This window comes from Bradyrhizobium sp. UFLA05-125, from assembly GCF_059803515.1.
This window is the reverse complement of the sequence record NZ_JBANBJ010000099.1, coordinates 1-25,721: the sequence shown is the minus strand read 5'-3', so window position 1 is coordinate 25,721 and position 25,721 is coordinate 1. Positions and strand designations below refer to the sequence as shown.

Sequence of the window (25,721 nt, the reverse complement as noted above, 5' to 3'; positions counted from 1 at the left end):
GCATCCGAGGTTGCGGTGGCTTCCGTGGTTGCCGTGGCTTCCGTGGTTGCGGTTGCGGCGGCTGCGGGTTCGACATCGGGTTCGATGACGACATCGGGTTCGATGGCTGGGGGTATGGTGGCTGGGGGTTCGGTGGTTGCGCGGGTTGCTGCGCATCCTGGGGGGCGTGCCGCTTGTGCTAAGTCCCACCAAGGACTCTGCTAAGCTGCGATCAGCCTCTCGCTTGAACGCAAGCTTGTTATTCTCTTTGGTAGCCACCACACTGCGGACGTTCCGACCCGGCGCGCCAACATCTGTGCGGCCGACACTCGTTATGATGCTCTTGATTGCAATCGGTGTCGGGCTGTCTCTGCTGGCACGCTAGCCTCTATGCGCGTCTCGGTTGGGAGACGTTCGAGCAGGCTGCGATCAACGGTGTCCCGGTTTGTCTGATGGCGAGAGCTACGCGATGAACTGAAGCAGCCGGGGCAAAGCGGACATAGGCTTCGCCGTGCGACCCAGACGGGCTTATGAGTACACGGCCTGCGATCATGACATTATGCCCCTGATTTGCCCGACGTGTCAACGTAATTTCGTAAAATACGAAGATACTCCGTCAGCAGCGGTCGGCTACTTTGCATGGGGTTGTTTTCGACATATTTGGTGGCGCGTCCCCGAAAGCCTCAGGCCGCACCTGGTCTTCAGTGTCCGCCGAGATAGGCGGTGATCAGCCGGGGATCGTGGATCAGATCCTTGGCAGGGCCGGACTGCACGATCTCGCCGGTCTCCAGCACATAGCCGTAGTCGGCGGTCTCGAGCGCGGCGCGCGCGTTCTGCTCGACCAGCAGGATGGACACGCCGAGATCACGCAGCGAGGCGATGGTGCGAAAGATCTCGCGCACGATCAGCGGTGCGAGACCGAGGCTTGGCTCGTCGAGCATCAAGAGCTTCGGCTTCGCCATCAGGGCCCGGCCGAGCGCGAGCATCTGGCGCTCGCCGCCGGAGAGCGTGCCCGCGGCCTGTCGCTGCCGCTCCTTCAGCCGCGGGAAGCGATCATAGACCTCATCCAGTGTCTTCTGCACGCCCGAGCGGTCGCGCAGGCTATACGAGCCCAGGAGTAGGTTGTCGGCAACCGACATCTCGGAGAACAGCTCGCGCTTCTCCGGAACGAGGCATAGCCTGCGCTCGACGCGGTCCTCGACGGACATCCTGCCGATGTCGCCGCCTTGGAACATCATGCGGCCGCGCGACGCGAGCAGTCCGATCGCGGCCATCAGGAGCGTGGTCTTGCCGGCCCCGTTCGGGCCGATGACGGTGACGATCTGCCCTTCCTCGACCGACAGCGAGACGTTGCGGACGGCTTCGACGTTGTCGTAGCAGACCGTTACATCGGTCATGGAAAACATCTCGCTCACGCGACGCCTCCGAGATAGGCCTCTTGCACCCGCTCGTCGTTGCGGATCGCGCTCGGTGCGCCCTCGCAAATTTTGGATCCGAAGTCGAGCACGACGATGCGGTCGACCAGCGACATCACGAATTCCATGTCGTGCTCGACGATGAGGATGGTGAGGTGATCCGCCCGCAGCGAGCGCAGGAGCTCTGCAAGCCTCAACTTTTCCTGCCGGCGCAGGCCGGCTGCCGGCTCGTCCAGCACCAGCAAGGAGGGGTCTGCGGCGAGCGCGCGCGCGATCTCCAGTATGCGCTGATTACCGAGGGGAAGATTGCCCGCGAGCTCGAACGGCTTGTCGCCAAGCCCGACGCGCTCGAGCTGCATCAAGGCCTCGTGCCGTGCACTGGCTTCCTCGCGCTGGTTTAGGCCGAAGGCACCGGAAAGCAGGCCGGTGCTGGTGCGGGCGTAGGTGCCGAGCATCACGTTCTCCAGGAGGCTCATGCGCGGCCTCAGCTTGACGTGCTGAAACGTCCTCGCGATGCCGGCCTTGGCGATGCGGGATTGCGCGTCGCGCGTAATCTGGCGCCCTGCAAAGACGATCTCGCCCTTGTTGACCCGGAGCGCGCCGGTCAGGCAGTTGAACATCGTGCTCTTGCCGGCGCCGTTCGGGCCAATGACGGCGAGAATTTCGCCTGACCGCACCTCGAAGCTGACTTTATTGACGGCGATCAGGCCGCCGAACCGGCGCTCGGCGCCATCGACTTTCAGCAGCAACTCGCCTGGCGTCGGCCGCATGCGGCGAGGCAGGGGCGGTGCCGGCGGCGGTCGCTCGCGCTGAATCTTCGGCAGGAAGCGCGCAACGAAGGGCACGATACCCTGCCGCGCCCATTGCAGGAACAGGATGAACAGTGCGGAGAAGGCGACGATCTCGAGCTGTCCGGACGCGCCCTTGGCGATCAGCGGCAGATAGTCCTGCACGCTGTTCTTGAGCAGCGTGACGATGGCAGCCCCCACGACGCCGCCGAGCAGGCTGCCGGCGCCGCCCACCATCGACATCATTAGATATTCGATGCCCATGCCGGCATCGAACGGACCCGGGCTGATGAAGCGGCTCATATGGGCATAGAGCCAGCCGGAGAGCGAGGCAAGGAAGGCCGCGATCACGAAGGTAACGAGCTTGATCTGGAAGGCATTGATGCCGAGGCTCTCGACCAGCGTGTTGCCGCCGCGCAGCGCCCGCATGGCGCGGCCGAGCCGCGAATCCAGGAGGTTGTAACCGAGGAAGAGGACCGCGGCGACAATCCCCCAGATCAAGAAGAAGATCTGGACGCTCGAAACCAGTGCGAACGAGCCGAAGTTGATCGGCGGGATCGACGAGATGCCGTTGAAGCGGCCAAGCCCCTCGACATTGCCAAACAGGAAGCCGATCGCAAGGCCCCATGCGACGGTCGAGAGCGAGAGGAAATGGCCCTGAAGCCGCAGGGTGACGACGCCGAGAACGGCTGCGACACCGCAGGTCAGCACAACGCTCAATACCAGGCCAAGCCAGGGCGAATGCCCGTTCAACGCGGAGACCCAGGCCGTGGCATAGGCCGCAACGCCCACGAAGGCCGCCTGCCCGAACGACACGATGCCGCCGACGCCGGTGAGCAGCGCAAGTCCAATGGCGACGAGCGAATAGATGCCGATGTAGTTCATCAGCGTAATGCTGAAGGGGCTGAGCACGAAGGGTGCGACCGCAAGGCACACCACCGCCGCCACTGCCGCGAGCTGAACTTGAAAGCGCGTCATTCCTCGATCTCCTCCTCGGAATGCAGCGAGGCGAGAGACCGCCAGATCAGGATCGGAATCAGCAGCGAGAACACGATGACGTCCTTCAGAGCACTACTCTGAAAGGATGCGAAGCTTTCGAGAATGCCGACGCCGACGGCGCCGATCGCGGCTCCGGGATAGCTGGTCATGCCGCCGACGATGGCGCCGACGAACGCTTTGAGGCCGATCAGGAAGCCGGAATCGTAGAACACAGTGTTCACCGGCGCGATCAGGATTCCCGATACGCCGGCCATCAGCGAGCCCAGGAGATAGGCGATGGTGCCGGCCCGCGCCGGGCGTATTCCCATCAGCCGGGAGCCGGTTCGGTTCACGGCCGTCGCGCGCAGGGATTTGCCGACCAGCGAGAAGTCGAAGAAGAGATAGAGCAGGCCGCTGAAGACGATTGCGGCGATCACGATCAGCATGGTCTGGCCCGAGATCAGGACGCCGGCGAATTCCGTCGAGAGCGAGGTCAGCGGCTCGGTTCGGACCCCTTCAGGGCCGAAGAACAGCAGGCCGAGACCGACCAGCGCGAAATGCAGCGCGACGGAGACCGTCAGTAGCAGAAGCACCGTTCCATCCGCGATCGGGCGGAACACGATCCGGTCAAGCAGCGGCGCGATCGGCGTGATCAGCATCAGCGCGAGCAGGAGCCGCACTGCAAGGGGCGGATCGATGCGCATCACCAGCCACACGGTACCAACTGCGGCCAATGGCAGCACGAGGTAGAAGAGTAGCGCGCGTGGCAGCATCCGGAGTTCGCCGGCGCGCAGCAACGAGAGAATCTCGATCAGGGTCGCAAGGCAGGCCAGTATCACGACGAGCGCCCCCGTGCCGGGAAAGCGCTTCGCGTCGAGCGCTGCAAGTGTCAGAGCGGTAAATGCGGCGATGTCGCCGAAGGGGATGAAGATGACCCGCGTCACCGTGAAGATGAGGACGGTCCCGATTGCCACCAGCGCATAGATTGCGCCGGTGGCGATCCCGTCGATCGCAAGAATGGCTGCGATGTCGCTCGTCATGTGAGACGCCGTTCTCCCGTTTTATCCGCCAGCCGCTTATCGACTACGGCGCGTACTTCCAGGCGCCGCCGGTCAGACGCACCACGACCAGGGAGCGCTCGTCGACGCCCGTCACCGCACCGGGCTTGAAATTGTAGACGGCGTGTACGCCCGGGAGCTCCTTGGTGCTCAGGATCGCATCTCGCAGCGCTGTGCGAAATTCAGCCGTCCCGGGCTTTGCGATCTTGAGCGCGCGCTCGGCGGCGTTGGCGAAGATCAGCCAGGCGTCAAATGAGTAGGCGGAGAAGCCGTCGGTGGTCGGAATGTTGTGGGTCTTCTGGTACACGGCGCGGAAATCGAGTGCGATCTTCTTGGCAAAGTGCTCGTCCGGAAGCTGCTCGGCTACGATCACTGGGCCGGCGGAGACCTGAATGCCCTCAGCGGCCTTGCCGCCCACATTGACGAAGTCCGGATTGACCAGCGCCACCGTGCCGTAGGTCTTGCCCTTGAAACCGCGCTCGGCAAGGCTCAGGAGGGGCAGCGCGCCCTGTGTACCCGACCCGCCGTCCAGTACAGCATCAGGCCGTGCGGCGAGCACTTTAAGGGTTTGCGCGGTCACCGAAGTGTCGGTCCGGGCATAGCGCTCGTTGGTTTGCACCTTGATGTCGTCAATCGCCTCGGCGGCCTTGGCTCCATTGTAGACGAGATCGCCCCACGCGTCCGAAAACCCGATGTAGCCGATGTTCTTCATGCCGTCGCGCTTCATGCGGTCGGCCACGATCTTGACGAGGAGGGACGCGGGCTGCGGCACTGAGACGACCCATTGCTCCGGCGATTCCGGTAGTCTGCCGATCGGCGAGACCGCGATCATCGGCACCTTCAGTTCGCTCGCTACCGCTGCCATGGCAATGGTCGACGGCGCCGTGGCGGTCCCGATCAAGAGGTCCACCTTCTCTTCTTCCACGAGCTTGCGCGCATTGCGCGTCGCGGCCGACGGATCGGAGCCGTCGTCAAGCTGGATCAGTCGAACGGTCTCGCCGTCGATCGTCTTCCTGTATTCATAGGCGGCGTTGATGCCCCGGCCGTAGGGAATGCCGATCGAGGAGCCGTTGCCGCTTAGCGAGGTGACAAAGCCGATGGTGATGTCGGCCCGCGCGGCTGGCGCCGCTAGGACGCCGACAGCAAGTGCGAGGAAGCTCAGAGTCTTGCGCATTCGCGTTCTCCTCCATGGGTGCAGGGCATCAATGCCTGAAAGCCGGTAAGGGGCTTCCGGTTGCAAAAGAACCGATTGAAAGGGATGTTGCGGCGCCCGAGCCGGGCGCGATGACGATGAGCTTGCTGGGCGGAAACGTCAGCAGCCATGGCGACGCAGGCCGCGCGAACGTTGGGCGCCTGGGCGGAGATCACTGGCCGACTGATGCAGAGATGAGCGATCGCGATGCGCGGCCGGCGATGCTGCTGCCGGCTGTTCAAGCCCGACGACTGTCCACGCGATCGAGATTCTCAAAATCGGTGCCCTGCAACATCGTTGCCTTGCCGCCGGCGCGGGCCGGTGGATTATTTAAAGCCTAAAGTATTCCCGGTGGGGCCGTCAACACGTGTCACGGGGCTGTCAGAAAAAAATGTTGCTGCATACAATTTTTGTCAGGCTCCGCCACTTCCAAGGCATCTTGGACCTCAGAAGAGGGCGACACTGCCGTTCGCGGCCGACCTGGTCCGTTGCCGTTGTCGCGCACATTTGACGGGTCAATTAGTTTATGGTTGAAATATATTGTCGACTACCGAAAACCGATCCTCCGATGAGCCACTCGAGGAGAAGGACGATGCGCATCTTCTGGCAAAGCTTCGTTGATGCGAGCGTCAACGCGCCCTACATGGCGCTGCTGTCGGAATACCTCAACACGATCGCAGCGCACGGCACGACGGTGCATGTCGAAGGGATTTCGCCGCCGGACCGCGAGTTCGGACGGCTCGCCGAATTGCGCTGCGGCGTTCAAGCGATCGACAACGGCATCGCGGCCGAGGAGGGCGGGTTCGACGCCTTCGTGATGGGTCATTTCCAGGATCCCGGACTTTACGAACTCCGCTCGACGCTCGACATTCCCGTGATCGGGACCGGCGAGGCGACGTTGCTTGCGGCCTCGCAACTCGGCCGGCGCCTCGGCCTCGTGACACTCGATCCCGTCTTCGAGGTCTGGCACTACGAGCAGGCTGAACGTTACGGCCTCGGTGATCGCGTCGTCCACGTGACGGGCCTTGGCTGCAAGCCCGAGGATTTCGCAGGCGCGTTCGCGGGCGATCAGGCCGCCCATGCCCGGATGATCGAGGATTTCATGACCTGCGCCCTTCCGCTGGTGGAGCGCGGTGCCGACGTGGTGATACCCGCGGGTGTGCTGCCGGGCCTGCTGATTGGGCGGGAGCACGGTCTGAAGGTCGGGCACGCGCCGGTGGTGAATTGCGCCGCGGTGGCGTTGAAGAGCGCCGAGATGTGGGTGCAACTCAGGCGGCTCAATGGCACCGAGCCGAGCCGCGGGCCGAGCTTCAAGCGTGCCAGCGCACTCGCTCGTGACGATTTTCGGGCGCTGCTTGCGCGCAACAAGCGTTAGCGCCGGAAGGGCCGGTCAAGTCTGGAGAGCAAGATATGATGAGACCCGAAAAGATCCTTTACGAGACCGAGGTGACGGCGATGGGGGGCCGCGACGGCAAGGCCGCGAGCGCGGATGGCTTGCTGTCGGTGTCGCTGTCCTTGCCGAAGTCGCTGGGCGGACCGGGCGGCGAGGGGACCAATCCGGAGCAACTCTTTGCGGCCGGCTATGCCGCGTGCTTCCTTGGCGCGGTCAAGCTCGTGGCGCGCACCCGGAAGATCGTTCCCTCTGCCGAGCCTTCGGTCACTGCGAAGGTTGCCATGGGACCGGTGCCTGTCGGGTATGCGCTCGCAGTCGAACTGAAGGTTTGCCTGCCCGGGATCGAGAAACCGGTGGCGGAGCAAATCGCCGCAGGAGCGCACGAGCGGTGTCCCTATTCGAACGCGACTCGCGGCAATATCGACGTCAAGCTGACGGTGATCTGAGGCGGGTCAAAGGCAGGCGGCAGGTGAAAAATTCGCTGCGCACACCCTACGACGGAATCGTGATGGCGGCGCCTGTCACGATACCCTATTTGCGCTATTCCATCGAGAGCGCGCAATGGTGGATCGGCCGCGCGCTGAGCGCGCTCGTCGCGCAGGCCGGCATCAAAGCCTCCGACATCGACGGTCTGTGCGTCTCGAGCTTCACCATGGGAACTGACAGCGGAATTGGACTGACGCAGCATTTCGGACTGTGCGTGCGATGGTTGGACACCATCCCGCTCGGCGGCGCCAGCGCCATCGCCGCATTGCGGAAGGCCGCACGCGCGGTGCAGGCGCGCGATGCCGACATCGTGGCTTGCGTGGCCGGCGACACCAACCACGTCGATTCCTTCCGCCTGACGCTCGAGAACTTCTCGCGGTTCAACCAGGATGCTGTCTATCCCTATGGTGCGGGCGGCGCCAATGCGAGCTTCGCGCTGATTGCGCGCAACTATATGCGGACGTTTGGCATCACGCGCGAGGATGTTGGCAGGATCGCGGTCGCCCAGCGCGCCAACGCGCTGCGCAACCCGCACGCGCTGATGAAGACGCCGCTGACGATCAAGCAATATCTGGCGGCCCGTCCGATTTCCGATCCCATTCATCTCTTTGATTGCGTCATGCCCTGCGCCGGTGCCGAGGCCTTCCTTGTGATGCGGGACGAGACCGCGGCATCGCTGGGATTGCCGGCCGCACGATTGCTGTCGACGATCGAGCGGCACAACGCCTTCGCCGACGACGAGATGCAGGTGAGGGGCGGCTGGGCAATGGACGTCGGTGAGCTCTACGCGATGGCCGGCGTTAGGCCTGACGATCTTGATATCGTCCAAACCTATGACGACTATCCGATCATCACGATGATGCAGTTCGAGGATCTCGGCTTCTGCGACAAGGGCGAGGGCGCAGAATTCGTGCGCCAGCACGATCTCACGATTGACGGCGACTTCCCGCACAATACCTCGGGTGGACAGCTGTCGGTCGGGCAGGCCGGCGCAGCCGGCGCCTATCTCGGTCTCGTCGAAGGGCTGCGGCAGGTCCTGGGAGCAGCGGGTCCCACACAAGTGAAGGATGCAAAGCTCGGTTTGGCCTCGGGATTCGGTATGATCAACTATGACCGCGGCCTGGCCTCGGGTGCCGCGATCTTTGCAGGGCCTTCGCGATGATCGATCCGATTGAGCCGCCCCGGCGCAAGAACCCGCTGCTGCGGACGCGGCTTCCTACATCGCCGCCGCGGCCGCGCAGCAGAACATCGCACGGGTTCACGCGCGCTGCCGCCGAAGGACGCTTCATGCTCCAGCGCTGCGAGGGCTGCGGTGCCTTCGCGTATCCGGCGCGCGAGGCGTGCCCCGCCTGCCTGTCGGCCGGTCTTGCGTTTGTCGATGCGCCGCGTCGCGGCACCCTGCTGGCAGAGACGACGGCGCGCGTGCCGAGCGACGTCTACTTCCGCGAGCGGGTGCCCTGGCGCATCGGCCTCGTCAAGATGGACGTCGGTCCGACGATGGTTGCGCATCTCCATGCCGGCTGCGTCGAGGGCGCCCCGGTGCGCATGTCGCTTCAAATCGACAAGAGCGGGCAGGCCGTGGCCTTTGCCCGACCCGAGGCAGAGACTCCCAATATGGCAGACGACAGACAGTGGCGGGAAATGACGGCCGATCCAAAATTCAGGCGGGTGCTCGTCACCAACGGCCGCAGCGTGATCGGCCAGGAAGCCGTCGCAGCCCTGAAGGTCTCGGGCGCGAAGACCGTGTTCGTTGGCGTAGCCGAACCCTGGCGGCCTTTCGCCGGTGAAAAACTGCTGCGCGAGCAGGATGGGGTCGAGGTCGTCACGCTCGATGCTGCCGACGAAAAATCTGCCGCCGATCTTGCCGCAGACATAGGCGGCAAGGTCGACATCCTCGTCAACACGACGGAACATGTGCGGCCGGGCGGCCTGCTCGACCGCAGGGGCACGAGCATCGCGCGGGACGAGATCGATCAGGCCTATCTCGGCTTCATCAATCTCGCACAGGCCTTTGGACCCGCCATGCGCATGCGCGGCGCCGACGGCATCAACAACAGCGTCGCATGGGTCAACATCCTGTCAGTCTATGCGCTCGCGAACTGGCCCGCCTTTGGAGCCTACTCGGCCTCACAGGCCGCGTGCCTGTCGCTGTCGCACTGCCTTCGTGCGGAGCTACGCCCCGGCGGCATCAAGGTTATGAACCTATTCACCGGGCCCGTCGACACCGAGTGGTTCCAGACCGTTCCACCGCCGAAGGTCGCGCCGCGAGCCGTCGCCCAGGCGATCGTGTCCGGGCTCCGGGGCGGACTCGAAGAGATGTATGTCGGGGATGTCGCCGAAGAGATTCGGCAACGTCTCGCAGCCAATCCGAAAGCGCTCGAGCGCGAGCTCGACAGGTGAACCGGGATTTCAACCAAGCCGGAGGACGTGACGATGGAAAGCAAAAATCTCCTTGAGCTGGCAGGTGCGATTTCTTCCGGCGCGGTGCGCGTCGTCGATCTGACCTTCACGCTAAGTCCGGATTTTCCGGTCATCGTGCTGCCGCCGGAATTTGGGCAGGCGGCACCAGTCCGCATCCAGGAGATTTCGCGTTACGATGGTCGCGGTCCGGCCTGGTACTGGAACAATGTGACGTTCGGCGAGCACACCGGCACGCATTTCGACGCGCCCATTCATTGGTTCACCGGCAAGGATCTGCCGAACAATGCCGTCGACACTATGCCGTCAAAGGACATGATCGCGCCGGCTTGCGTCATCGACTGCTCCGCAGAGGCGGCGAAGGATCCGGACTTCCTGCTGACGGTCCCGCTTGTCGAAGTCTGGGAGGCAAAGAACGGACGCATTCCCGAGCGTCACTGGGTTCTGCTACGCACCGACTGGTCGAAGAAGGGTTGGCGCGATTACTCCAGCCTCAGGGATGACGGCGCGCACACACCGGGCCCGAACCCGGCCGTCATGAAATGGCTGGTAGAGGAGCGCGGCATCATCGGCTTCGGCACCGAAACCATCGGCACCGATGCGGGGCAGGCCGGCCATTTCGAGCCGCCTTATCCGGCGCATCATTTCCTGCACGGCGCGGGGCGCTACGGTTTGCAGTGCCTCTGCAACCTGGACCAGCTTCCCGCCACCGGCGCTGTCATCGTGGCCTCACCGCTGAAGATACAAAACGGCTCCGGCAGCCCGCTTCGGGTCATCGCGCTGGTTGCGTCGAGCTGACGCGAGCAGATGGCGCTTGCATAAAAGAAGAAACCGCTCACGAAAGATAAGTGCATGAACGTCATCAAGAGCCTGCTCGCCACCACCGCGCTGCTCCTCGTTGTTCCCCAAGCCGTGCAGGCGGAGATCCTGGTCGGTTTCGTCACCGGCCTCAGCGGGCCAGTGTCGTCGATCGGGATTCCGAACGCGAAGGGAATCGCGGCTGGGGAGGCGTATGTCGACGAGGTCGGCGGCGAGAAGCTCCGTCTCATCCAGCTTGATGACGGCTCCGATCCGACGGCCTCGGCGCGCAACGCCCGCAAGCTGGTCGAGCAGGAGAAGGTCGATATCCTCATTGGCACGTCCGGCGCACCCCAGACGCTCGCGATGGCGACGGCGGCGATCGAGATGAAGATCCCGATGATCGCCGTGTCCCCGATCGCGCCGGTGCCGGCCGGCGACGGCGGTCCCTGGGTGGTGCAGACGCCACAACCGACGCCGCTCCTCGTCCAGGGCATCGTCGATCATATGAAGGCACGCGGGCTGAAGACCGTCGCCTTCATAGGGTTCTCCGACGCGTTCGGCGATCTCATGTACGACTCGCTCTCGCAAAGTGCCAAGGCGGCGGACATCAAGGTCATCGCGAACGAGCGATATGCACGATCCGATTCGTCGGTGACTGCCCAGGTATTGCGCGCGCTTGCCGCTCGCCCTGATGCGATTATGCTCGGCGGCACCGGAACGCCCGGTGCATTGCCGGTCATCGCTCTGTCGGAGCGCGGTTACAAGGGGCCTCTTTATGGCAATCACGGGCTCATAAGCGCTGATTTCCTGCGCCTGGCAGGCAAGGCCGCAAACGGCATCATCTGCCCGACCGGGCCGGTGACCGCTGCCGAGCAACTTCCGGCCAGCAATCCGATCCAAAAGGTTGCCCTGGATTTCCGGGCGGCCTTCGAGAAGGCGAATGGCGAGATGCCGACGGACTCATTCTCCTCTTATTCGTTCGATGGCTGGCTGGTCTTCGTCGATGCGGCCAAGCGGGCGGTCGCGACCGGCGCCAAGCCGGGCACGCCCGAATTCCGCACCGCGCTGCGCGAGGCTCTGTTCACGACCAAGAATGTGGTAGGGACGCAAGGCGTCTATACTTACATGCCGGCGGATCGGCACGGTGTCGACGATCGTGCGCGCATTTTGGTTCAGATCGAAGACGGAAAATATAAGCTGCTGCCCTGAGCGAGGCGCATATGACGGAGGGCAACGTGCAGGCAGGGGTCGGGCAGGGGGGCGAGGCGCCGGCCTGGGCTCGCGCGGTCGAACTGTTTCCATCGTCCGATCGGATACTCTCCACCATCCTTACGAGACAGGCCGAACGCTACGGCGACCATGTCCTGCTGGTCTCGGGGGAGACGCGCTGGACCTACGCACAGACCGCGGCGATTGCAGCAGCATCTGCCCAAATCCTCGCGGACGCCCGGATCAAGCCCGGCGATCGGGTCGCGCTGATGTGCTCAAACCGGCCGGAATTTCTTCAGATCTATCTCGGATGCGCCTGGCTCGGCGCGATCGTGGTGCCGATCAACACGGCGCTGCGCGGTTTCCAGCTCTCCCACATCCTCCGCAATTCGCGTCCCTCGCTCCTGGTGGTTGAAGCGCCGTTCCTTGCCGCGATCGACACGGTCGAAGCGGACGTCGAGCTTCCCTCTCAGGTCTGGATGATCGGGACCGCCGCCCAGACAAACAGCGCGAAGATCTCGCCAGTCCCGCTGCCCGTTCTCGGCGACCGAGCGACTGCCAGTATCGCACGTCCCGGCGACACCGTGGCCATTCTCTACACGTCCGGCACGACCGGCCCCGCCAAGGGCGTGTGCTGTCCGCAGGCGCAATTGTTCTGGTGGGGCATCTATTCGGCGCGGGCACTGGGCATCCGTGAGGGCGATGTGCTGTTCACGACGCTGCCGCTGTTCCACACCAACGCGCTGAATGCGTTCTATCAGGCCGTCCTGAACGGATGCACTTACGTGCTGGAGCCCAAATTCTCCGCCTCCGGGTTCTGGATTGCCGCGCGACGGCACGATGCGACCGTCGGCTATCTGCTCGGAGCCATGGCATCGATGCTGCTGGCGCAGCCGAGGACCGAAGGCGACGTAGCGCATCGGCTTCGCGTTGCGCTCGGCGGCGGCGTGCCCCCACAAATCCACGGGCCGTTTCTTGAACGGTTCGGCGTGCCCCTGGTCGATGGCTACGGATCGACGGAGACCAATTTCGTGTTCGCAGGCGTGATCCCGTCTGATCGCCCGGGGACGATGGGATATCTCGCCGAAGGTATCGAAGCCCGGATCGTCGATGCCGACGATTCCGAGTTTCCTGACGGGCAGGCGGGAGAGCTGCTGCTTCGCGCCAAAGAGCCTTTTGCATTCGCGACCGGGTATTTCGGCATGCCGGAGAAGACGGTCGAGGCTTGGCGAAACCTGTGGTTCCACTCGGGCGATCGAGTGGTCCGCGATCCGGACGGGCACTATCGCTTCATCGATCGCATGAAGGATTCGATCCGCAGGCGTGGTGAGAATATTTCTTCATGGGAGGTCGAGCAGGCCATCCAGTCCCATCCCGCGGTCGCAGCCTGCGCGATTTATCCGCTGCCGTCGGAGTTGGGCGAAGACGAGGTCGCCGCCGCTATTCTGCTTGAGCCCGATCAATCGCTCGAGCCGGTCGAGATCATCCACCATTGCGAAGGGCGGATCGCCTATTTTGCCATTCCCCGCTACGTGCGGATCGTGAGCCAGATGCCGCTGACGGAGAACGGCAAGATCAAGAAGGGCGTACTGAGCGACGCGGGTGTGACGACCGATACGTGGGATCGCGAGGCGGCAGGAGTCAAAGTGCGGCGTTAGCCACTGATGCCACGTGGCTTCACGGCTTTTCCAGCGAGTCTCTAACGACGCCCTTGAGTTTGTCGAGCTCCCCGATCAAGCCGTCGAGCCTGTCAGCTGGGAATCCCGCCAGCAGTTCCGCGAGCCATGAGCCATGGCTCTTCGCCATGCGCCTGAAAGCCTTTCGGCCCTCGACGGTCATGCAGACAATCTGCACGCGGCGATCAAGCGTCGATGGCGTGCGGGTGATGTACCCGTCCTCGGTCAGGCGTTCGACGATTGGCGTCAGGTTCCCGGCGGACACCATCAGCCGCTTGGGCAGCTCTCCGAGCACCAGTCCGCTCGGCTCGCGGTCGAGCTGGGCCAGAACATCGAAGCGAGGCATCGTGAAATCGAATTCCTCGCGAAACCGGCGTCGCAGCTCGCCCTCGATGAGGGTCGTGCACGCCAGCAGCCGGAGCCAGAGCCGTGTTTGGGCCCTGTAATCGGCCTCCGGATCGGCCCCGTTCTTGGTCGAAACGGGCGGGGACTCCTTTGCCAGTGCCAAATCGAATCTCCTGGGAGCTTTTGCCTGTCGAACGCTGACGGCTTCGTGAATGCTTGAGCAGAATAGTTTGTGCCAAAAGTAAATTCAAGGTTCAGGCGGACCGCCGCCGCTCGGGTCGCCCGTGGCCGGATTTGCGATCTTTAGCTAGAAATTCGCAACGAAGGTGGCCATCTCCGAAGAGCCGCCGAGAAACGCTTTGTATCCCGGGCCTGGCCAAATATTTTATGATTAAAATAACTGGACACAGTGCTCCCGTCGAGACCGAGGTGACTGCCGTCGTCTTACGCCGACGTGCGCGAGCTTCGATTCGATGTCGCGCCAGATGTCGTTGCAATTATTTGATCCGGTCAGCTGCGTGTCCAATTTGAAGCGGCGGTTGAGGTGTTGGACAAATATACGCCGACGCGCGATGCCGATCGATCTCGTCGCTAAACGTGTGATCAGCTTGGCTCTTGCTGGATCGACTCGATCCCTATTCCGGTTGAACGGGAAGCGCTTTTGCGCGATGGATGCGCACGAAGAGATTCCAATAGTCAGCTCCAAGCGAACACCTTCGTGGTTTCACTGACGGATTGGGAGGGCGAGTTAACCGGTTGAAGTCGCAAGATTATTATCGCTTTTCTGTGGCTCCCATGATGGATTGGACCGACCGGCATTGCCGGGTGTTTCACCGTCATCTGACGCGGCGCGCGCTGCTTTATACGGAGATGCTGACGACCGGCGCGGTCATTCATGGCGACCGGGCGCGGCTCTTGGCATTCGACGCCTCCGAGCATCCGGTGGCGCTCCAGCTTGGCGGGTCGGATCCGCGCGAGCTTGCGCTCGCGGCACAGATCGGTGCGGACTTCGGCTATGACGAGATCAACCTCAACGTCGGCTGCCCATCCGACCGGGTAAAGGACGGCCGCTTCGGTGCGTGCCTGATGGCCGAGCCGGAATTGGTGGCGACCTGCATCGATGCGATGAAGCGCGCCGTGCGCGTGCCCGTGACGGTGAAGTGCCGCATCGGCATCGACGATCAGGATCCGGAAGTTGCACTCGATCGGCTGGCGCGCGCGGTGGTCGCGGCAGGCTCTGACGCGCTGATCGTGCACGCCCGAAAAGCCTGGCTCAACGGCCTGTCGCCGAAAGAGAACCGCGACATCCCGCCGCTGAACTACGATCGCGTCTATCGCCTCAAGAGGGCAATGCCTAACGTGCCCATCATCATCAACGGCGGGATCTCCGGCATCGATGAGGCGAAAGCACATCTCGCCCACGTTGATGGCGTGATGCTGGGGCGCGGCGCCTATCACGATCCATGGCGGCTGCTTGCGGTCGATCCGGAGTTCTTCGGTGAGGTCGCGCCGCATGCGACGATGCAGGCTGCGTTTGAAGCCATGATGCCCTACATCGCGGAGCAGCTTGCGCGGGGCACACGACTGCACGCCATCACGCGCCATTTCGTCGGCGCGTTCCATGCCGTGCCTGGCGCGCGTGCCTTCCGCCGCCATCTCGCCGAGCATGGCGTGAGGCCAGGGGCCGGGCTCGACGTCCTTCGTGATGCGATCGCGCGCGTCAGCGATCGTGCGGTGGCGGAAGCTGCGGAATAGCGACACCCTCTGAATGTTGAAGGCTAGGAGCCGGATCGGCGATCCGGCTCCTCGTCGTTCGGTCAGCGGAACAGGTCGAAATGATAGTTCACGCCGACGCGGAAGCTGTGAAATTTTGCGGCATTCCAATCCTGCAGATCGTCGTGCTTGAACTCGGTGTAGAGATATTCGGCCTTGGCCGACCATTTGGGCAGAAAGGCCCATTCGACGCCGCCGCCCGCGGTCCAACCCATCTTCATCTTGTTGATCGGGCCGTCCTTCAATTCGCCGGTGGCAAGACCTGCAGTCCCGAAGAACAGCAGCCGCGAGTCCATCGTGGCGATGCCGGCGCGGGCACGACCCGTCATATACCAGGGCACGCTGACGGCGGCGCTGTTGAGCGCGTCGTGATTCTTGATGTCGCCGCCCTCGAAGTCGTTCTCGATACCGACCACGAACATCGGTGAGAGCTGGTAGTTGTAGCCGATCTGGACGCCGCCGACGGCGCCCTTGACCTTGCCGCCGCTCGTGCCGACGAGGTTGTTGTAGGCGTCATCGCCGCTCGTGGCGTAGCCGGCGTTGAAGCCGGCATAAAGGCCCGTCCACGAATAGGCCGGCGTAGGCGCCGTGTAGGCGGAAGCCGGCGCGGCATAGCGCGCCGAAAGATCAGCGGCGCTTGCGCCGCCTGCGGTCAGCGCGACGGCAAAGGGCAAGGCGCAAACCGTGCGACGTCGTGCGGCTCTGGCATTCATAACTCTCAATCTCCCACTGGGCCGCGTCGTGAACGCAGCGCTTGTCCAACCCCGATCCGGGATGAGACTTTGTTATAAACCGACTGGACGGTTTGTAAATAGATGGAAATGACACACCCGCGATCTTTCGGTGGTCGGGCCACGTCGTTTGTGCCTAGGGGTAGCCGTGCAGCATCAGGCGGTCGGCGCGGACTTCCCAGCGCTCGAGGCGGTCGAGGAAAGTCATGCCGAGCAGGTTGGTCTTCATCGTGCCGTGTGGCACCACCAGTGCGGGCACCGAGCGCTCGACGAGCTTGCCGATCGCGAGCCGATCCAGTGTCAGGCGCGCCGCTTTGGTGCGGCCGCCGGCAGTCTCGACGTCGACGTTATAGTCGAGCAGTTCCAGCGGGAGGCCCGCTGCCTTCGCTGTCTCATAGGTAAGCACGACGGAGGTCGCGCCGGTGTCGACCACCATGGGCGCAGGCACGCCGTTGATCCGCGCCTGCAGCGCGAATTCGCCGCCGCGGCCGCGTTGGACTTCGACGGCCCGCGTCTTCAGGCTGGTGCGGTGGCGCATGAGATCGGACACGGTGTCGCTGGCGCGAGCGACCTGCTCGGGGTCCCTGTAGGCGACCACGGCGCCGGCGGTCGCGGTCAACAGGAACAGCACCAGGAAGAGGCGGCTCATCGCGCACCTCCGTTTCCCGGCGTCAGGCGGATTTCGGCGCTGAACCGATCGGTGAAAGTCCAGCATTCGCCATGCGCGCCGGAAGCTGCGCCATGAGGGCAAGCCGTTCCGCACGCTCCATGGCGTGCCAGCGCGCGATCTCCGGCAGCGTGCGGCCGCAGCCGAAGCACAGCTTTGTCTTGGGATCGATCATGCATACGGCGACGCACGGAGTGTCTTTGCTCATTCCCGCATAATGAAGGATCGCTGGGCAGTTCTGCAAGCATCTCTCAGGAGCCCGTGCCTGCACTCATGATCGGCTTGTGGCGTGGCCGGCGTCTCTCGTCCGTGACACCGGAGCCGTCGGGCTGCAGCGGCGGAGCCTCTTCCGTCATCGGTGCAAGCGCGCTCATCACGCGCTCCGGCGGGAAGGTGACGATCACCTCGGTGCCGATGCGCAGTTTCGATTTAAGCGTGAACGTGCCGCCGTGCATGTCGATCAGGTTCTTGGCGATGGGAAGGCCGAGGCCTGCGCCCTGTTCGGCCGATTTGATCGAGTTCGAGCCTTGGCCGAAGGAGGCGAGAACGACCGGGATTTCGTCTTCGGGAATGCCCGAGCCGGTATCCTTCACCGAGAGGTATTGCCCACCCGAAGCGGTCCAGCCGACTTTCAACCAGATCTCGCCGCCCTGCGGGGTGAACTTTATCGAGTTGGACAAGAGGTTAAGCACGACCTGGCGGATGGCTCGCTCGTCGGCCCACAGCCGCGGCATCGCTTGCTCATAGACCTCGTGGATGGTGATGCCACGGCTCGATGCGCGCAGCTTCATCAGATGATGGCAGTCGGCGACGATGCCCACCAGCGACACCGCTTCCTCGTTCAGCTCGTAACGGCCGGCCTCGATCCGGGACAGGTCGAGGATCTCGTTGATGAGATTGAGCAGATGTACACCGGAATTATGGATGTCGGCGGAATATTCCTTGTAGACGGCGACCTGATGCGGGCCAAAAATCTCGCTCTTCATCACCTCTGAGAAACCGAGGATCGCGTTCAGCGGCGTGCGCAACTCGTGGCTCATCTGCGCGAGGAAGCGCGACTTGGCGACGTTGGCGGATTCGGCGCGGTGCCGCGCCTCGTCTGAAATTGCCTTGGCCTGTTCGAGTTCGCCGATCAGCGCGTCCTTCTCCGCGCGCGCTTCCAGCGTTGCGAAGGTCGAGGAGTGCAGCCGGTGCGCCAGAAGCACGAAATAGCCTTCGGCGCCGAGCGACAGCGCCGCCAGGATGTAATTGTCCAGCGAGCCGCTTATCGCAAAGCTCAACGCCATCGCGACTGCAACGGGCGCGGTGGCCGCAAGCGCGGCAATCGGCAAGTTAGCGGCCAGCATGCTCGACACTGCGATCACCAGCAGCATCAGGAACATCATCAGCGTTTCCGTGACGACGTCGAACACGGGATGGATCAGGATCGCCATCCAGCACAGGCCGTAGAGCAGGTCGAGCACGACGAATCGCGTGCGCCATTTGCGGGTGATCGTGGGTGAGGTAGGCTCGGCAAGATAGCGGCGGCAGCTCCGGATCATGGCAGCGTGGACGCAGAGCATACCGACCGTCCAGAGCGCCGCGGGAACCGGCTGCATCCAGAGCCCGAACAGCAGGCCGGTCGCGACCACGAGCAACATCACGACGTAAGAGGCCGACAGCCGCGTCTGCGCATATTGGCGCAGCATTTCGCTGTCGAAGGCGGGCCGTGTTCCGCTGGTCGACGTTAACTTGTCGCGTGCCTCGCGAACCCGCTGCGCCGCAGCCCGGCGACTACTCGCCGATGGCACGCTCGCCGGCTCGGCCGGAAGCTGTACGACCTCGGGCTTTTCAGCGGGGTTACTCATCAAGCAACACGAATTCCTGCCCACGCCGACGCGGGCCTTCTGCATTCTCTATCTCTGGCAACAAATCCTTAAGAGCTGACTTAAGGAGCTAAAGAATTGCGTTAACGGGGAGTTAATTCGACGTGTCGAGCTGCGGCGAATGGCCGGCTCAGTGCATTGCTGCGTGCTGCACGATATAGACCACGGCCCCGGCCAGATATCCGGCAAGCGCCGGTCCCGCGATACGGCGGGCGTACCAGAAGAACTCGATCTTCTCGAGCCCCATGGCGGCAACCCCGGCGGCCGAACCGATGATCAGGATCGAGCCGCCGGTGCCGGCGCAATAGGCGATGAACTCCCAGATGAAGGTGTCGGGCGGGTAGTGCGCGAGGTCGTACATGCCCATGGTCGCGGCGACCAGCGGCACGTTGTCGACGATGGCGCTGAGCAGGCCCAGCAGGACGACGATGATGTCCTGGCGGCCGATCGTGGTTTCAAGCCATCTCGCCAGCATCGTCAGGAGGCCGGCATGCTCGAGGCAGGCGACCGCGAGCAGGATGCCGACGAAGAACACGATCGAGCTCATGTCGATCCGGGTCAGCGCATGCGCGAGCGTAAGGGGCTTCCGCACGTGCTCGTCCTTGTCGCGATGGATGATCTCGCCGACCAGCCAGACGATGCCGAGCCCGAGCAGAACACCCATGAAGGGCGGCAGATGTGTGAGCGTCTTGAAGGCGGGCACGGCGATCAGCACGCCAAGCCCAAGGAAGAACATCAGGTTGCGCTCGAACAGCTCGATCCCTTGCAGCCGGTCTTCCTTCGGCGGCGGCGCAATCGCCTTGCCCCGCAGCGAAAAGCTGATGAATGCGAGCGGCACGAGCAGGTTGGCGATCGAAGCCGGAAACACCGCGCCCATGATGTTCACCGGCGAGACTTGTCCGCCGATCCACAGCATGGTCGTGGTCACGTCGCCGATCACCGTCCAGGCGCCGCCGGCATTCGCGGCGATTACGATGAGGGAGGCGAACAGCAGGCGGTCATCGCGCCTGGCGATCAGTCTCTGGATCAGCGAGACCATGACGATGGTGGTCGTCAGGTTGTCCAGAACCGCACTCAGGAAGAATGTCACGAATCCGACGAGCCACATGAGCTGAACCTGGCTCGTGGTGTGGATTCGCGAGGTGATGACCTCGAAGCCGTTGTGGGCGTCGATGACCTCGACGATCGTCATGGCGCCGATCAGGAAGAACACGATCTGCGCCGTCGCGGCGACGGATTCGTCGAGCTGATGTCCGACCAGGGTGTGGTCGCCGATCGTGACCGCGTACACCGTCCAGAGCAGAACCGCGCCGATCAGCGCGGCCGCACTCTTGTTGATGCCGAGCGGATGTTCGAGCGCGATCGCCACGTAGGCAATGACGAAGATGGCGGCGATCGCGATCAGCAAGACAGGTCTGCTTTAAACGGCCATCAGCGTTGCAGCCGCGCCAGCAGGCTCGACGTATCCCAGCGCTTGCCGCCCATCTTCTCGACTTCGGCGTAGAACTGATCGACCAGCGCGGTTACCGGGAGGTTGGCACCGTTGCGGCGGGCTTCCGCGATGCAGATCGAGAGGTCCTTGCGCATCCATTCGACGGCGAAGCCGAAATCGTACTTGTCGTCGTTCATGGTCTTGTAGCGGTTTTCCATCTGCCAGGACTGCGCGGCGCCCTTGGAAATGGTGTCGATCACGGCGGCAACGTCGAGGCCCGATTTCTTGGCGAAGTGAATGCCTTCGGAGAGGCCTTGGACGAGACCGGCGATGCAGATCTGGTTGACCATCTTGGTGAGCTGTCCGGAGCCCGCAGGCCCCAGCAGCTTGCACATCCGCGCATAGGCCGCGATGACCGGCTCGGCGCCGGCATAGGCGTCCGCGGAGCCGCCGCACATCACGGTCAGGACGCCGTTCTCGGCGCCGGCCTGTCCACCGGAGACGGGGGCGTCGACGAATTTGAAGCCGCCCTTGGTGGCAGCCGCGTCAAGCTCGCGCGCGACTTCGGCGGAGGCGGTGGTGTGGTCGACGAAGGTCGCGCCCTTCTTCATGCCGGCAAACGCGCCGTCGGGACCGATCGTCACCGCGCGCAGGTCATTGTCGTTGCCGACGCAGCACATCACGAAATCCTGGCCCTCGGCGGCCGCCTTCGGGGTCGGCGCGGTCTTGCCGCCGAACTTGTCTGCCCATTCCTTCGCCTTGGCCGCGGTGCGGTTGTAGACGGTGACCTCATGGCCACCTTTCTTGACGAGGTGGCCAGCCATGGGGAAGCCCATGACGCCGAGACCGAGGAAAGCGACTTTAGCCATATGGGTGACCTTGCTTGTGCTTGGGCGTTCTTGCGGTTGTGACCGGCCTTTGAGACAGCCGGCCCACACGATCGCGGGTTTTTGGCGGTTCCGCCCAAAAAGGGCGGATCGGGGGCGCACCATAAACCCTTGAGGCCGGAGGGCAACGGCTTCGTTTGAAGGTCTCCTGTGCTAGGATGAGCGGACAAGGACATAAAGAAAAAGGGAGTGAAGGCATGGCCGTGAGCGTCGGGGTGCTCGATCATTTCAACATCAGGACCCGGAAACTGGCCGAGACGATCCGCTTCTATTCGGACGTGCTGGGTCTCGAAAACGGCCCGCGGCCCAATTTCGCTTTCCCGGGTGCGTGGATGTACAGCGAGGGCAAGCCGGTGGTGCACCTCGTCGACATTTCCGTGACGGACGAGGCTCAAAAGCCCGATTCAGGCGTTGTCCATCACGTTGCCTTCGCCAGCCGCGGTTTCGACGGCATGAGGCAGCGGCTGAGCGGCAAGGGGATGAAATTCGATTCCCGGCAGGTGCCCGGCGGCGACCTCTGGCAGATCTTCGTGCACGACCCCAATGGGGTCATGATCGAGCTGAACTACGAGGCGGCCAAGGAGCAGGGGGCGGCGGCCCCGGTCGAGACGGCCGGCGATATCGGCAGGCAGTAGCCTTTTGGGCGTTTCCGCTCTAATGGGTCGCATCGTGACTTTAGGAGATGCGCTTTGAGCGTGACGCAGCAACAGGTTCTCGACAGCCTCAGCCGGATCAAGTCGCCGCGCGGGGTGGCGCTCACCAATGCCAATGTGCTGAGCGCGATCAGCGCCAGTGACGGCAAGGTGTTCTTTTCGATCAATGTCGATGCCGCGGAGGCACGGGCCTGGGAGCAGGTTCGGGCCGAGGCTGAGGCCGCCGTCCGTGCCATTCCCGGCGTCACCACGGCCATGGTGGCGCTGACCGCCGAGCGCAAGCCGGGGAGCGCACCACCGCCGCCGCCGAGCCGCGGTGCACCTGGGGTGCAGCCGGCCCATGCCCATCGGCCACCGCAGGGCGGCACCTCGCCGATGTCGCGGCAGTCCGAGATTCCCGGCATTTCCGCCGTCATCGCCGTGGCCTCGGGCAAGGGCGGGGTCGGCAAGTCGACCACCGCGCTCAACCTCGCGCTTGGTCTGCGCGACCTCGGCCTCAAGGTCGGGCTGCTCGATGCCGACATCTACGGTCCCTCGGTGCCGCGGCTGACGGGCCTGCACGAAAAGCCCGAGCTGAACGAGGAGCGGAAGATGATTCCGCTGAGGCGTTTTGGTCTGTCGATCATGTCGATCGGATTCCTGGTCGAGGAAGAGACCGCGATGATCTGGCGCGGTCCGATGGTGATGTCGGCGGTGACGCAGATGCTGCGCGACGTCGAGTGGGGCAAGCTCGACGTCCTGGTCGTCGACATGCCGCCGGGCACCGGCGATGCGCAGCTCACGCTCGCGCAGAATGTGCCGTTGAAGGGCGCGGTCATCGTCTCGACCCCGCAGGATTTGTCGCTGATCGACGCGCGTCGGGGCCTTGCCATGTTCAAGAAGGTGAACGTCCCCGTGCTCGGCATCGTCGAGAACATGAGCTATTTCCAGTGCCCGCATTGCGGCACCAAATCGGACATTTTCGGCCATGGCGGAGCGCGACACGAGGCCGAGAAGCTCGCCGTCCCGTTCCTGGGCGAGGTCCCGCTGCACATGGCGATTCGCGAGACCTCGGATGCCGGAAAACCGGTGGTCGACAGCGAGCCGGACGGGCCCCATGCGGCGATCTATCGCGCCATCGCGGGCCAGATCCGGGACCAGCTCAAATCCGTAATTTCCGCAGGCTAAAGCCTTCCCCTCGAGGCATGCGACTTTCGTACAGTTCCGTCATGCCATTGTCGCGTTCCGAAAGCTGAGCTTCCGTGCTAAAGGCCGCGACAGTCAAGCGCCTTCGGTTCGACGCGGCCATCACGCATCGCCGAGACTAGCGGCGGCAAAAGAGACGTCGGGGAAAACGCCCCAGCAAGGAGAGACCTGAAGATGAAGCGTCGTGATTTCTTGAAAGTGTCGGCAGCAGGGGCGGCGGCGACCGCGGTGGCCTCGCCGGCGATTGCGCAGTCCTCGCCCGAGGTGAAGTGGCGCCTGACGTCGAGCTTTCCGAAATCGCTCGATACCATCTATGGCGGCGCCGAGCAGTTGGCGAAGTACGTCGCCGAGATGACCGACAACAAGTTCCAGATCCAGGTGTTCGCGGCCGGCGAAGTGGTTCCGGGCCTGCAGGCGCTGGATGCGACCTCCAACGGCACGGTCGAGATGAGCCACACCGTGTCCTACTATTACGTCGGCAAGGACCCGACCTGGGCGATCTACGCCTCGGTGCCGTTCGGCCTCAATGCGCGCCAGCAGAACTCCTGGTGGTACCAGGGCGGCGGCGCCGAGCTCGGCAACGAGTTCTTCAAGAAGGCGAACGTGATCGGCTTCCCCTGCGGCAACACCGGCACGCAGATGGGCGGTTGGTTCCGCAAGGAGATCAAGACGGTCGCCGATCTCTCGGGTCTGAAATTCCGCATCGGCGGCATCGCCGGCCAGGTGCTCCAGAAGGTCGGCGTGGTGCCGCAGCAGCTCGCCGGCGGCGACATCTATCCGGCGCTGGAGAAGGGCACCATCGACGCGGCGGAGTGGGTCGGCCCCTATGACGACGAGAAGCTCGGCTTCGCCAAGGTCGCCAAGTACTACTACTATCCGGGTTTCTGGGAGGGCGGTCCGATGGTCCACGCCTTCGCCAACCTGGACAAGTGGAATGCGCTGCCGAAGAACTACCAGGCGATCCTGACCAACGCGACCGCGAACGCCAACAGCTGGATGGCCGCGCGTTACGACCTGCAGAACCCGGCTGCGCTGAAGCGCTTGGTGGCCGGCGGCACCCAGCTTCGTCCCTTCACCAACGAAGTGCTCGAGGCCTGCCTCAAGGCGACCAACGAGCTGTGGGCCGAGATCTCGGCCAAGAACCCCGACTTCAAGAAGTCGATCGACGCCATGCAGGCCTACCGCTCGGACGAATATCTGTGGTGGCAGGTCGCCGAATACACCTACGACAGCTTCATGATCCGCTCGCGCACCCGCGGCTGATCTTTCGAAGCGTCGCAAGACGGCAGAGCCCGGCTTCGTTCGCGAGGCCGGGCTTTTTCTTTGGCGCCTGCGAGTGCCCAAGCAAAAATATGAAAAACAACCCCATGCACAGTAGACGGGTGGCGAGGGGACCACACGTTGGGCCTTTTTCGGCAGGAAGCGGCGATCACCCGTGCAACCGGCGACAGGCGCGCGATATGCAGCGCTTTCCGCGAGACTCTCGACGATCCGCAAAACCGTTTGACTCGTCGGGCAAAACAGTGGCAAAAGGTGATTATCGAATAATCCGAAATTTATGCCGCCTGCGCTAGCGGGCGTGATGCAATCCCTGACATGCGAGCAGTTCTCTCAGTTCACGGATTGCGGGAAACACCTCCTGGTTCCAATCGCCGCCCTGGGCGTCGTAGGCGACCTGTTCCATCTCGACGATTTCACGGTCTTCGTCGAAGACGCGATCCGTGAATTTGCAAAGGAACGGCCAGACGATCTCGAGCAAGCCTGGAATTCTCGGCCGCAACACCGATAGCACGATGAAAGTCCTGTTCTTGCGCTGACCGGCATCAACCGGCGTATAGCCGAGCCAGACGTGCAGGACAGGCTTCTCGCCAGACGTCCAGAGGCGCAAGGACTGGTGCGGGTATTCGGTCCGGATCGTCATGAGATCGCGCGGTGCCGCCGATGCGGAGCGCAGGTGGCCCACGATCATGCTCTCGCCGATCGGTGCCCGTTCGCCGGGGCGACGGAAGCTGTAGTTCAGCTCCATCCAGCCCTCGCCGGATCGCTTGCCGAGATAACGCGGGCCGACCTTGCCTGTCGTTCGCCGGTGCAGGAACTGATGGTTCATGTCCATCAGGTTCTCGTGCATGAACGTGTAGTGGCAGTTGACGATCTGGCCGAAGCGGCGCGTCTTGTAGCTGAGATCGGCCGCAGCGCCCAAAGTTGCGGGCGGGGGCTCGGCCGGAAGCCGTCCGGGCCAGACCAGCACGATACCGTCCCGCTCGCAGCTGGGATAGGCGCGGACGCCGTTCGGGAGTTTCTCCTTGCCGAGATAGGGGACATCGATGCAGCGGCCGGACGCGTCGTAGCTCCAGCCATGATAGCAGCAGTGCAGGTGACGATCCTTCACCACGCCTTTCGACAAAGGGACCTGCCGATGGGCGCAGCGGTCTTCCAGTGCGAACAGATCGCCGGTTTCCGTGCGAACGATGACGATGGGTTCGCCGGCAAAGCAGGAAGCGAAGGCGCACCCGCGTTTCACTTCGTCCGACCAGGCCACGGGATACCAATGATCGGGGTGCGAACCGACCTTTCGCAAATCGGCCGGCACCGGAGTTGCGTCGATGCCGGCCGTGTTCGTTACCGGATTCACGAAGCGGACGCCCCAGATGTACCGAGGTGGATGTTGAGGATCTCCTCGGGTGTCTCCCGGACCTCGACTGTCTGAGCCCCGCTGCCGACGAACTCCAGGACGGTCTTGTCGCCGTCGCGCCACATCCCGCCGACCAGCGAGAAATTGACGTGATAGGG

General features: G+C 63.5%; 24 protein-coding genes. 12 read left to right on the top strand and 12 right to left on the bottom strand.

The genetic code is table 11. The features are described from left to right. Positions 1–680 precede the first annotated feature (680 nt). The 4 genes from SO156_RS41925 to SO156_RS41910 are packed head-to-tail and all read right to left on the bottom strand — an operon-like array spanning position 681 to position 5,392. On the bottom strand, positions 681–1,394 hold the full coding sequence (locus SO156_RS41925) for an ABC transporter ATP-binding protein (RefSeq protein WP_498538900.1): 714 nt from the start codon (positions 1,392–1,394) through the stop codon (positions 681–683). Then, positions 1,391–3,160 carry a branched-chain amino acid ABC transporter ATP-binding protein/permease gene (locus SO156_RS41920; RefSeq protein WP_498538899.1) on the bottom strand — a complete coding sequence of 590 codons (1,770 nt, stop codon included), beginning with the start codon at positions 3,158–3,160 and terminating at the stop codon, positions 1,391–1,393. Before SO156_RS41920 ends, SO156_RS41925 begins: the two co-directional genes overlap by 4 nt. Beyond that, on the bottom strand, positions 3,157–4,200 hold the full coding sequence (locus SO156_RS41915) for a branched-chain amino acid ABC transporter permease (protein WP_458150034.1): 1,044 nt from the start codon (positions 4,198–4,200) through the stop codon (positions 3,157–3,159). Before SO156_RS41915 ends, SO156_RS41920 begins: the two co-directional genes overlap by 4 nt. A gap of 43 nt (positions 4,201–4,243) precedes the next feature. Then, positions 4,244–5,392, bottom strand: coding sequence for an ABC transporter substrate-binding protein (locus tag SO156_RS41910; RefSeq protein ID WP_498538898.1), 1,149 nt, complete (start codon positions 5,390–5,392; stop codon positions 4,244–4,246). 14 nt (positions 5,393–5,406) lie between these two features. Here SO156_RS41910 and SO156_RS41905 point away from each other — a divergent pair, with 14 nt between their 5' ends. The 8 genes from SO156_RS41905 to SO156_RS41870 all read left to right on the top strand — a co-directional run bounded on the left by SO156_RS41905 (position 5,407) and on the right by SO156_RS41870 (position 13,375). Then, a complete protein-coding gene (locus SO156_RS41905) occupies positions 5,407–5,751 on the top strand; it encodes a hypothetical protein (RefSeq protein WP_498538897.1) in 345 nt (114 codons plus the stop codon). A gap of 251 nt (positions 5,752–6,002) precedes the next feature. Next, positions 6,003–6,785, top strand: coding sequence for an aspartate/glutamate racemase family protein (locus SO156_RS41900; protein ID WP_498538896.1), 783 nt, complete (start codon positions 6,003–6,005; stop codon positions 6,783–6,785). A gap of 35 nt (positions 6,786–6,820) precedes the next feature. Then, positions 6,821–7,249 (top strand): organic hydroperoxide resistance protein, encoded by a 429-nt coding sequence (locus SO156_RS41895; RefSeq protein WP_458150038.1) that lies wholly within the window; start codon positions 6,821–6,823, stop codon positions 7,247–7,249. A 23-nt stretch (positions 7,250–7,272) separates the two neighbouring features. Beyond that, on the top strand, positions 7,273–8,451 hold the full coding sequence (locus tag SO156_RS41890; protein WP_498538895.1) for a thiolase family protein: 1,179 nt from the start codon (positions 7,273–7,275) through the stop codon (positions 8,449–8,451). Then, positions 8,448–9,689 carry an SDR family NAD(P)-dependent oxidoreductase gene (locus tag SO156_RS41885; RefSeq protein ID WP_498538894.1) on the top strand — a complete coding sequence of 414 codons (1,242 nt, stop codon included), beginning with the start codon at positions 8,448–8,450 and terminating at the stop codon, positions 9,687–9,689. Before SO156_RS41890 ends, SO156_RS41885 begins: the two co-directional genes overlap by 4 nt. A 33-nt stretch (positions 9,690–9,722) precedes the next feature. Next, positions 9,723–10,505 carry a cyclase family protein gene (locus SO156_RS41880; protein ID WP_458150041.1) on the top strand — a complete coding sequence of 261 codons (783 nt, stop codon included), beginning with the start codon at positions 9,723–9,725 and terminating at the stop codon, positions 10,503–10,505. Between the two features lie 54 nt (positions 10,506–10,559). Continuing rightward, positions 10,560–11,717 (top strand): ABC transporter substrate-binding protein, encoded by a 1,158-nt coding sequence (locus tag SO156_RS41875; protein ID WP_458150042.1) that lies wholly within the window; start codon positions 10,560–10,562, stop codon positions 11,715–11,717. Positions 11,718–11,728: 11 nt separating this feature from the next. Then, positions 11,729–13,375: an ATP-dependent acyl-CoA ligase gene (locus tag SO156_RS41870; protein WP_498538893.1), complete on the top strand. Its 1,647-nt coding sequence runs from the start codon at positions 11,729–11,731 to the stop codon at positions 13,373–13,375. Positions 13,376–13,394: 19 nt separating this feature from the next. Here SO156_RS41870 and SO156_RS41865 read toward each other — a convergent pair whose 3' ends face one another. Next, positions 13,395–13,901 (bottom strand): MarR family winged helix-turn-helix transcriptional regulator, encoded by a 507-nt coding sequence (locus SO156_RS41865; protein WP_498538892.1) that lies wholly within the window; start codon positions 13,899–13,901, stop codon positions 13,395–13,397. Positions 13,902–14,494: 593 nt separating this feature from the next. Here SO156_RS41865 and dusA point away from each other — a divergent pair. Continuing rightward, positions 14,495–15,493: a tRNA dihydrouridine(20/20a) synthase DusA gene (gene dusA / locus SO156_RS41860; RefSeq protein ID WP_498538891.1), complete on the top strand. Its 999-nt coding sequence runs from the start codon at positions 14,495–14,497 to the stop codon at positions 15,491–15,493. Between the two features lie 62 nt (positions 15,494–15,555). Here the strand turns inward: dusA and SO156_RS41855 are convergent, their stop codons facing one another. The 6 genes from SO156_RS41855 to SO156_RS41830 form a co-directional block, all read right to left on the bottom strand. Continuing rightward, a complete protein-coding gene (locus tag SO156_RS41855) occupies positions 15,556–16,224 on the bottom strand; it encodes an outer membrane protein (protein ID WP_458150046.1) in 669 nt (222 codons plus the stop codon). A gap of 154 nt (positions 16,225–16,378) precedes the next feature. Continuing rightward, complete coding sequence (locus tag SO156_RS41850) at positions 16,379–16,891, bottom strand: TIGR02281 family clan AA aspartic protease (RefSeq protein ID WP_458150047.1); 513 nt, start codon at positions 16,889–16,891, stop codon at positions 16,379–16,381. A 22-nt stretch (positions 16,892–16,913) separates the two neighbouring features. After that, the gene (locus tag SO156_RS41845; RefSeq protein WP_458150049.1) at positions 16,914–17,117 is read right to left on the bottom strand and encodes a DUF1289 domain-containing protein; all 204 of its coding nucleotides are present in this window, start codon (positions 17,115–17,117) and stop codon (positions 16,914–16,916) included. Between the two features lie 43 nt (positions 17,118–17,160). Next, positions 17,161–18,756 carry a sensor histidine kinase gene (locus SO156_RS41840; RefSeq protein ID WP_498538890.1) on the bottom strand — a complete coding sequence of 532 codons (1,596 nt, stop codon included), beginning with the start codon at positions 18,754–18,756 and terminating at the stop codon, positions 17,161–17,163. A 148-nt stretch (positions 18,757–18,904) separates the two neighbouring features. Beyond that, positions 18,905–20,182: a sodium:proton antiporter NhaD gene (gene nhaD, locus SO156_RS41835; RefSeq protein WP_498538889.1), complete on the bottom strand. Its 1,278-nt coding sequence runs from the start codon at positions 20,180–20,182 to the stop codon at positions 18,905–18,907. Positions 20,183–20,205: 23 nt separating this feature from the next. After that, the gene (locus SO156_RS41830; RefSeq protein WP_458150052.1) at positions 20,206–21,075 is read right to left on the bottom strand and encodes an NAD(P)-dependent oxidoreductase; all 870 of its coding nucleotides are present in this window, start codon (positions 21,073–21,075) and stop codon (positions 20,206–20,208) included. A gap of 215 nt (positions 21,076–21,290) precedes the next feature. On the opposite strand from SO156_RS41830, the gene SO156_RS41825 reads away from it, so the two are divergent. The 3 genes from SO156_RS41825 to SO156_RS41815 all read left to right on the top strand — a co-directional run bounded on the left by SO156_RS41825 (position 21,291) and on the right by SO156_RS41815 (position 24,194). Beyond that, entirely contained in the window at positions 21,291–21,728 is a 438-nt protein-coding gene (locus SO156_RS41825) for a VOC family protein (RefSeq protein WP_458150053.1), read from the top strand. Between the two features lie 54 nt (positions 21,729–21,782). Further along, positions 21,783–22,913, top strand: coding sequence for an Mrp/NBP35 family ATP-binding protein (locus SO156_RS41820; RefSeq protein WP_498538888.1), 1,131 nt, complete (start codon positions 21,783–21,785; stop codon positions 22,911–22,913). Positions 22,914–23,105: 192 nt separating this feature from the next. Continuing rightward, positions 23,106–24,194, top strand: coding sequence for a TRAP transporter substrate-binding protein (locus tag SO156_RS41815; protein ID WP_458150055.1), 1,089 nt, complete (start codon positions 23,106–23,108; stop codon positions 24,192–24,194). A gap of 307 nt (positions 24,195–24,501) precedes the next feature. Here SO156_RS41815 and SO156_RS41810 read toward each other — a convergent pair whose 3' ends face one another. After that, positions 24,502–25,563, bottom strand: a complete 1,062-nt coding sequence (locus SO156_RS41810) for a Rieske 2Fe-2S domain-containing protein (RefSeq protein WP_498538887.1) — start codon at positions 25,561–25,563, stop codon at positions 24,502–24,504. Between the last annotated feature and the right edge of the window lie 158 nt (positions 25,564–25,721).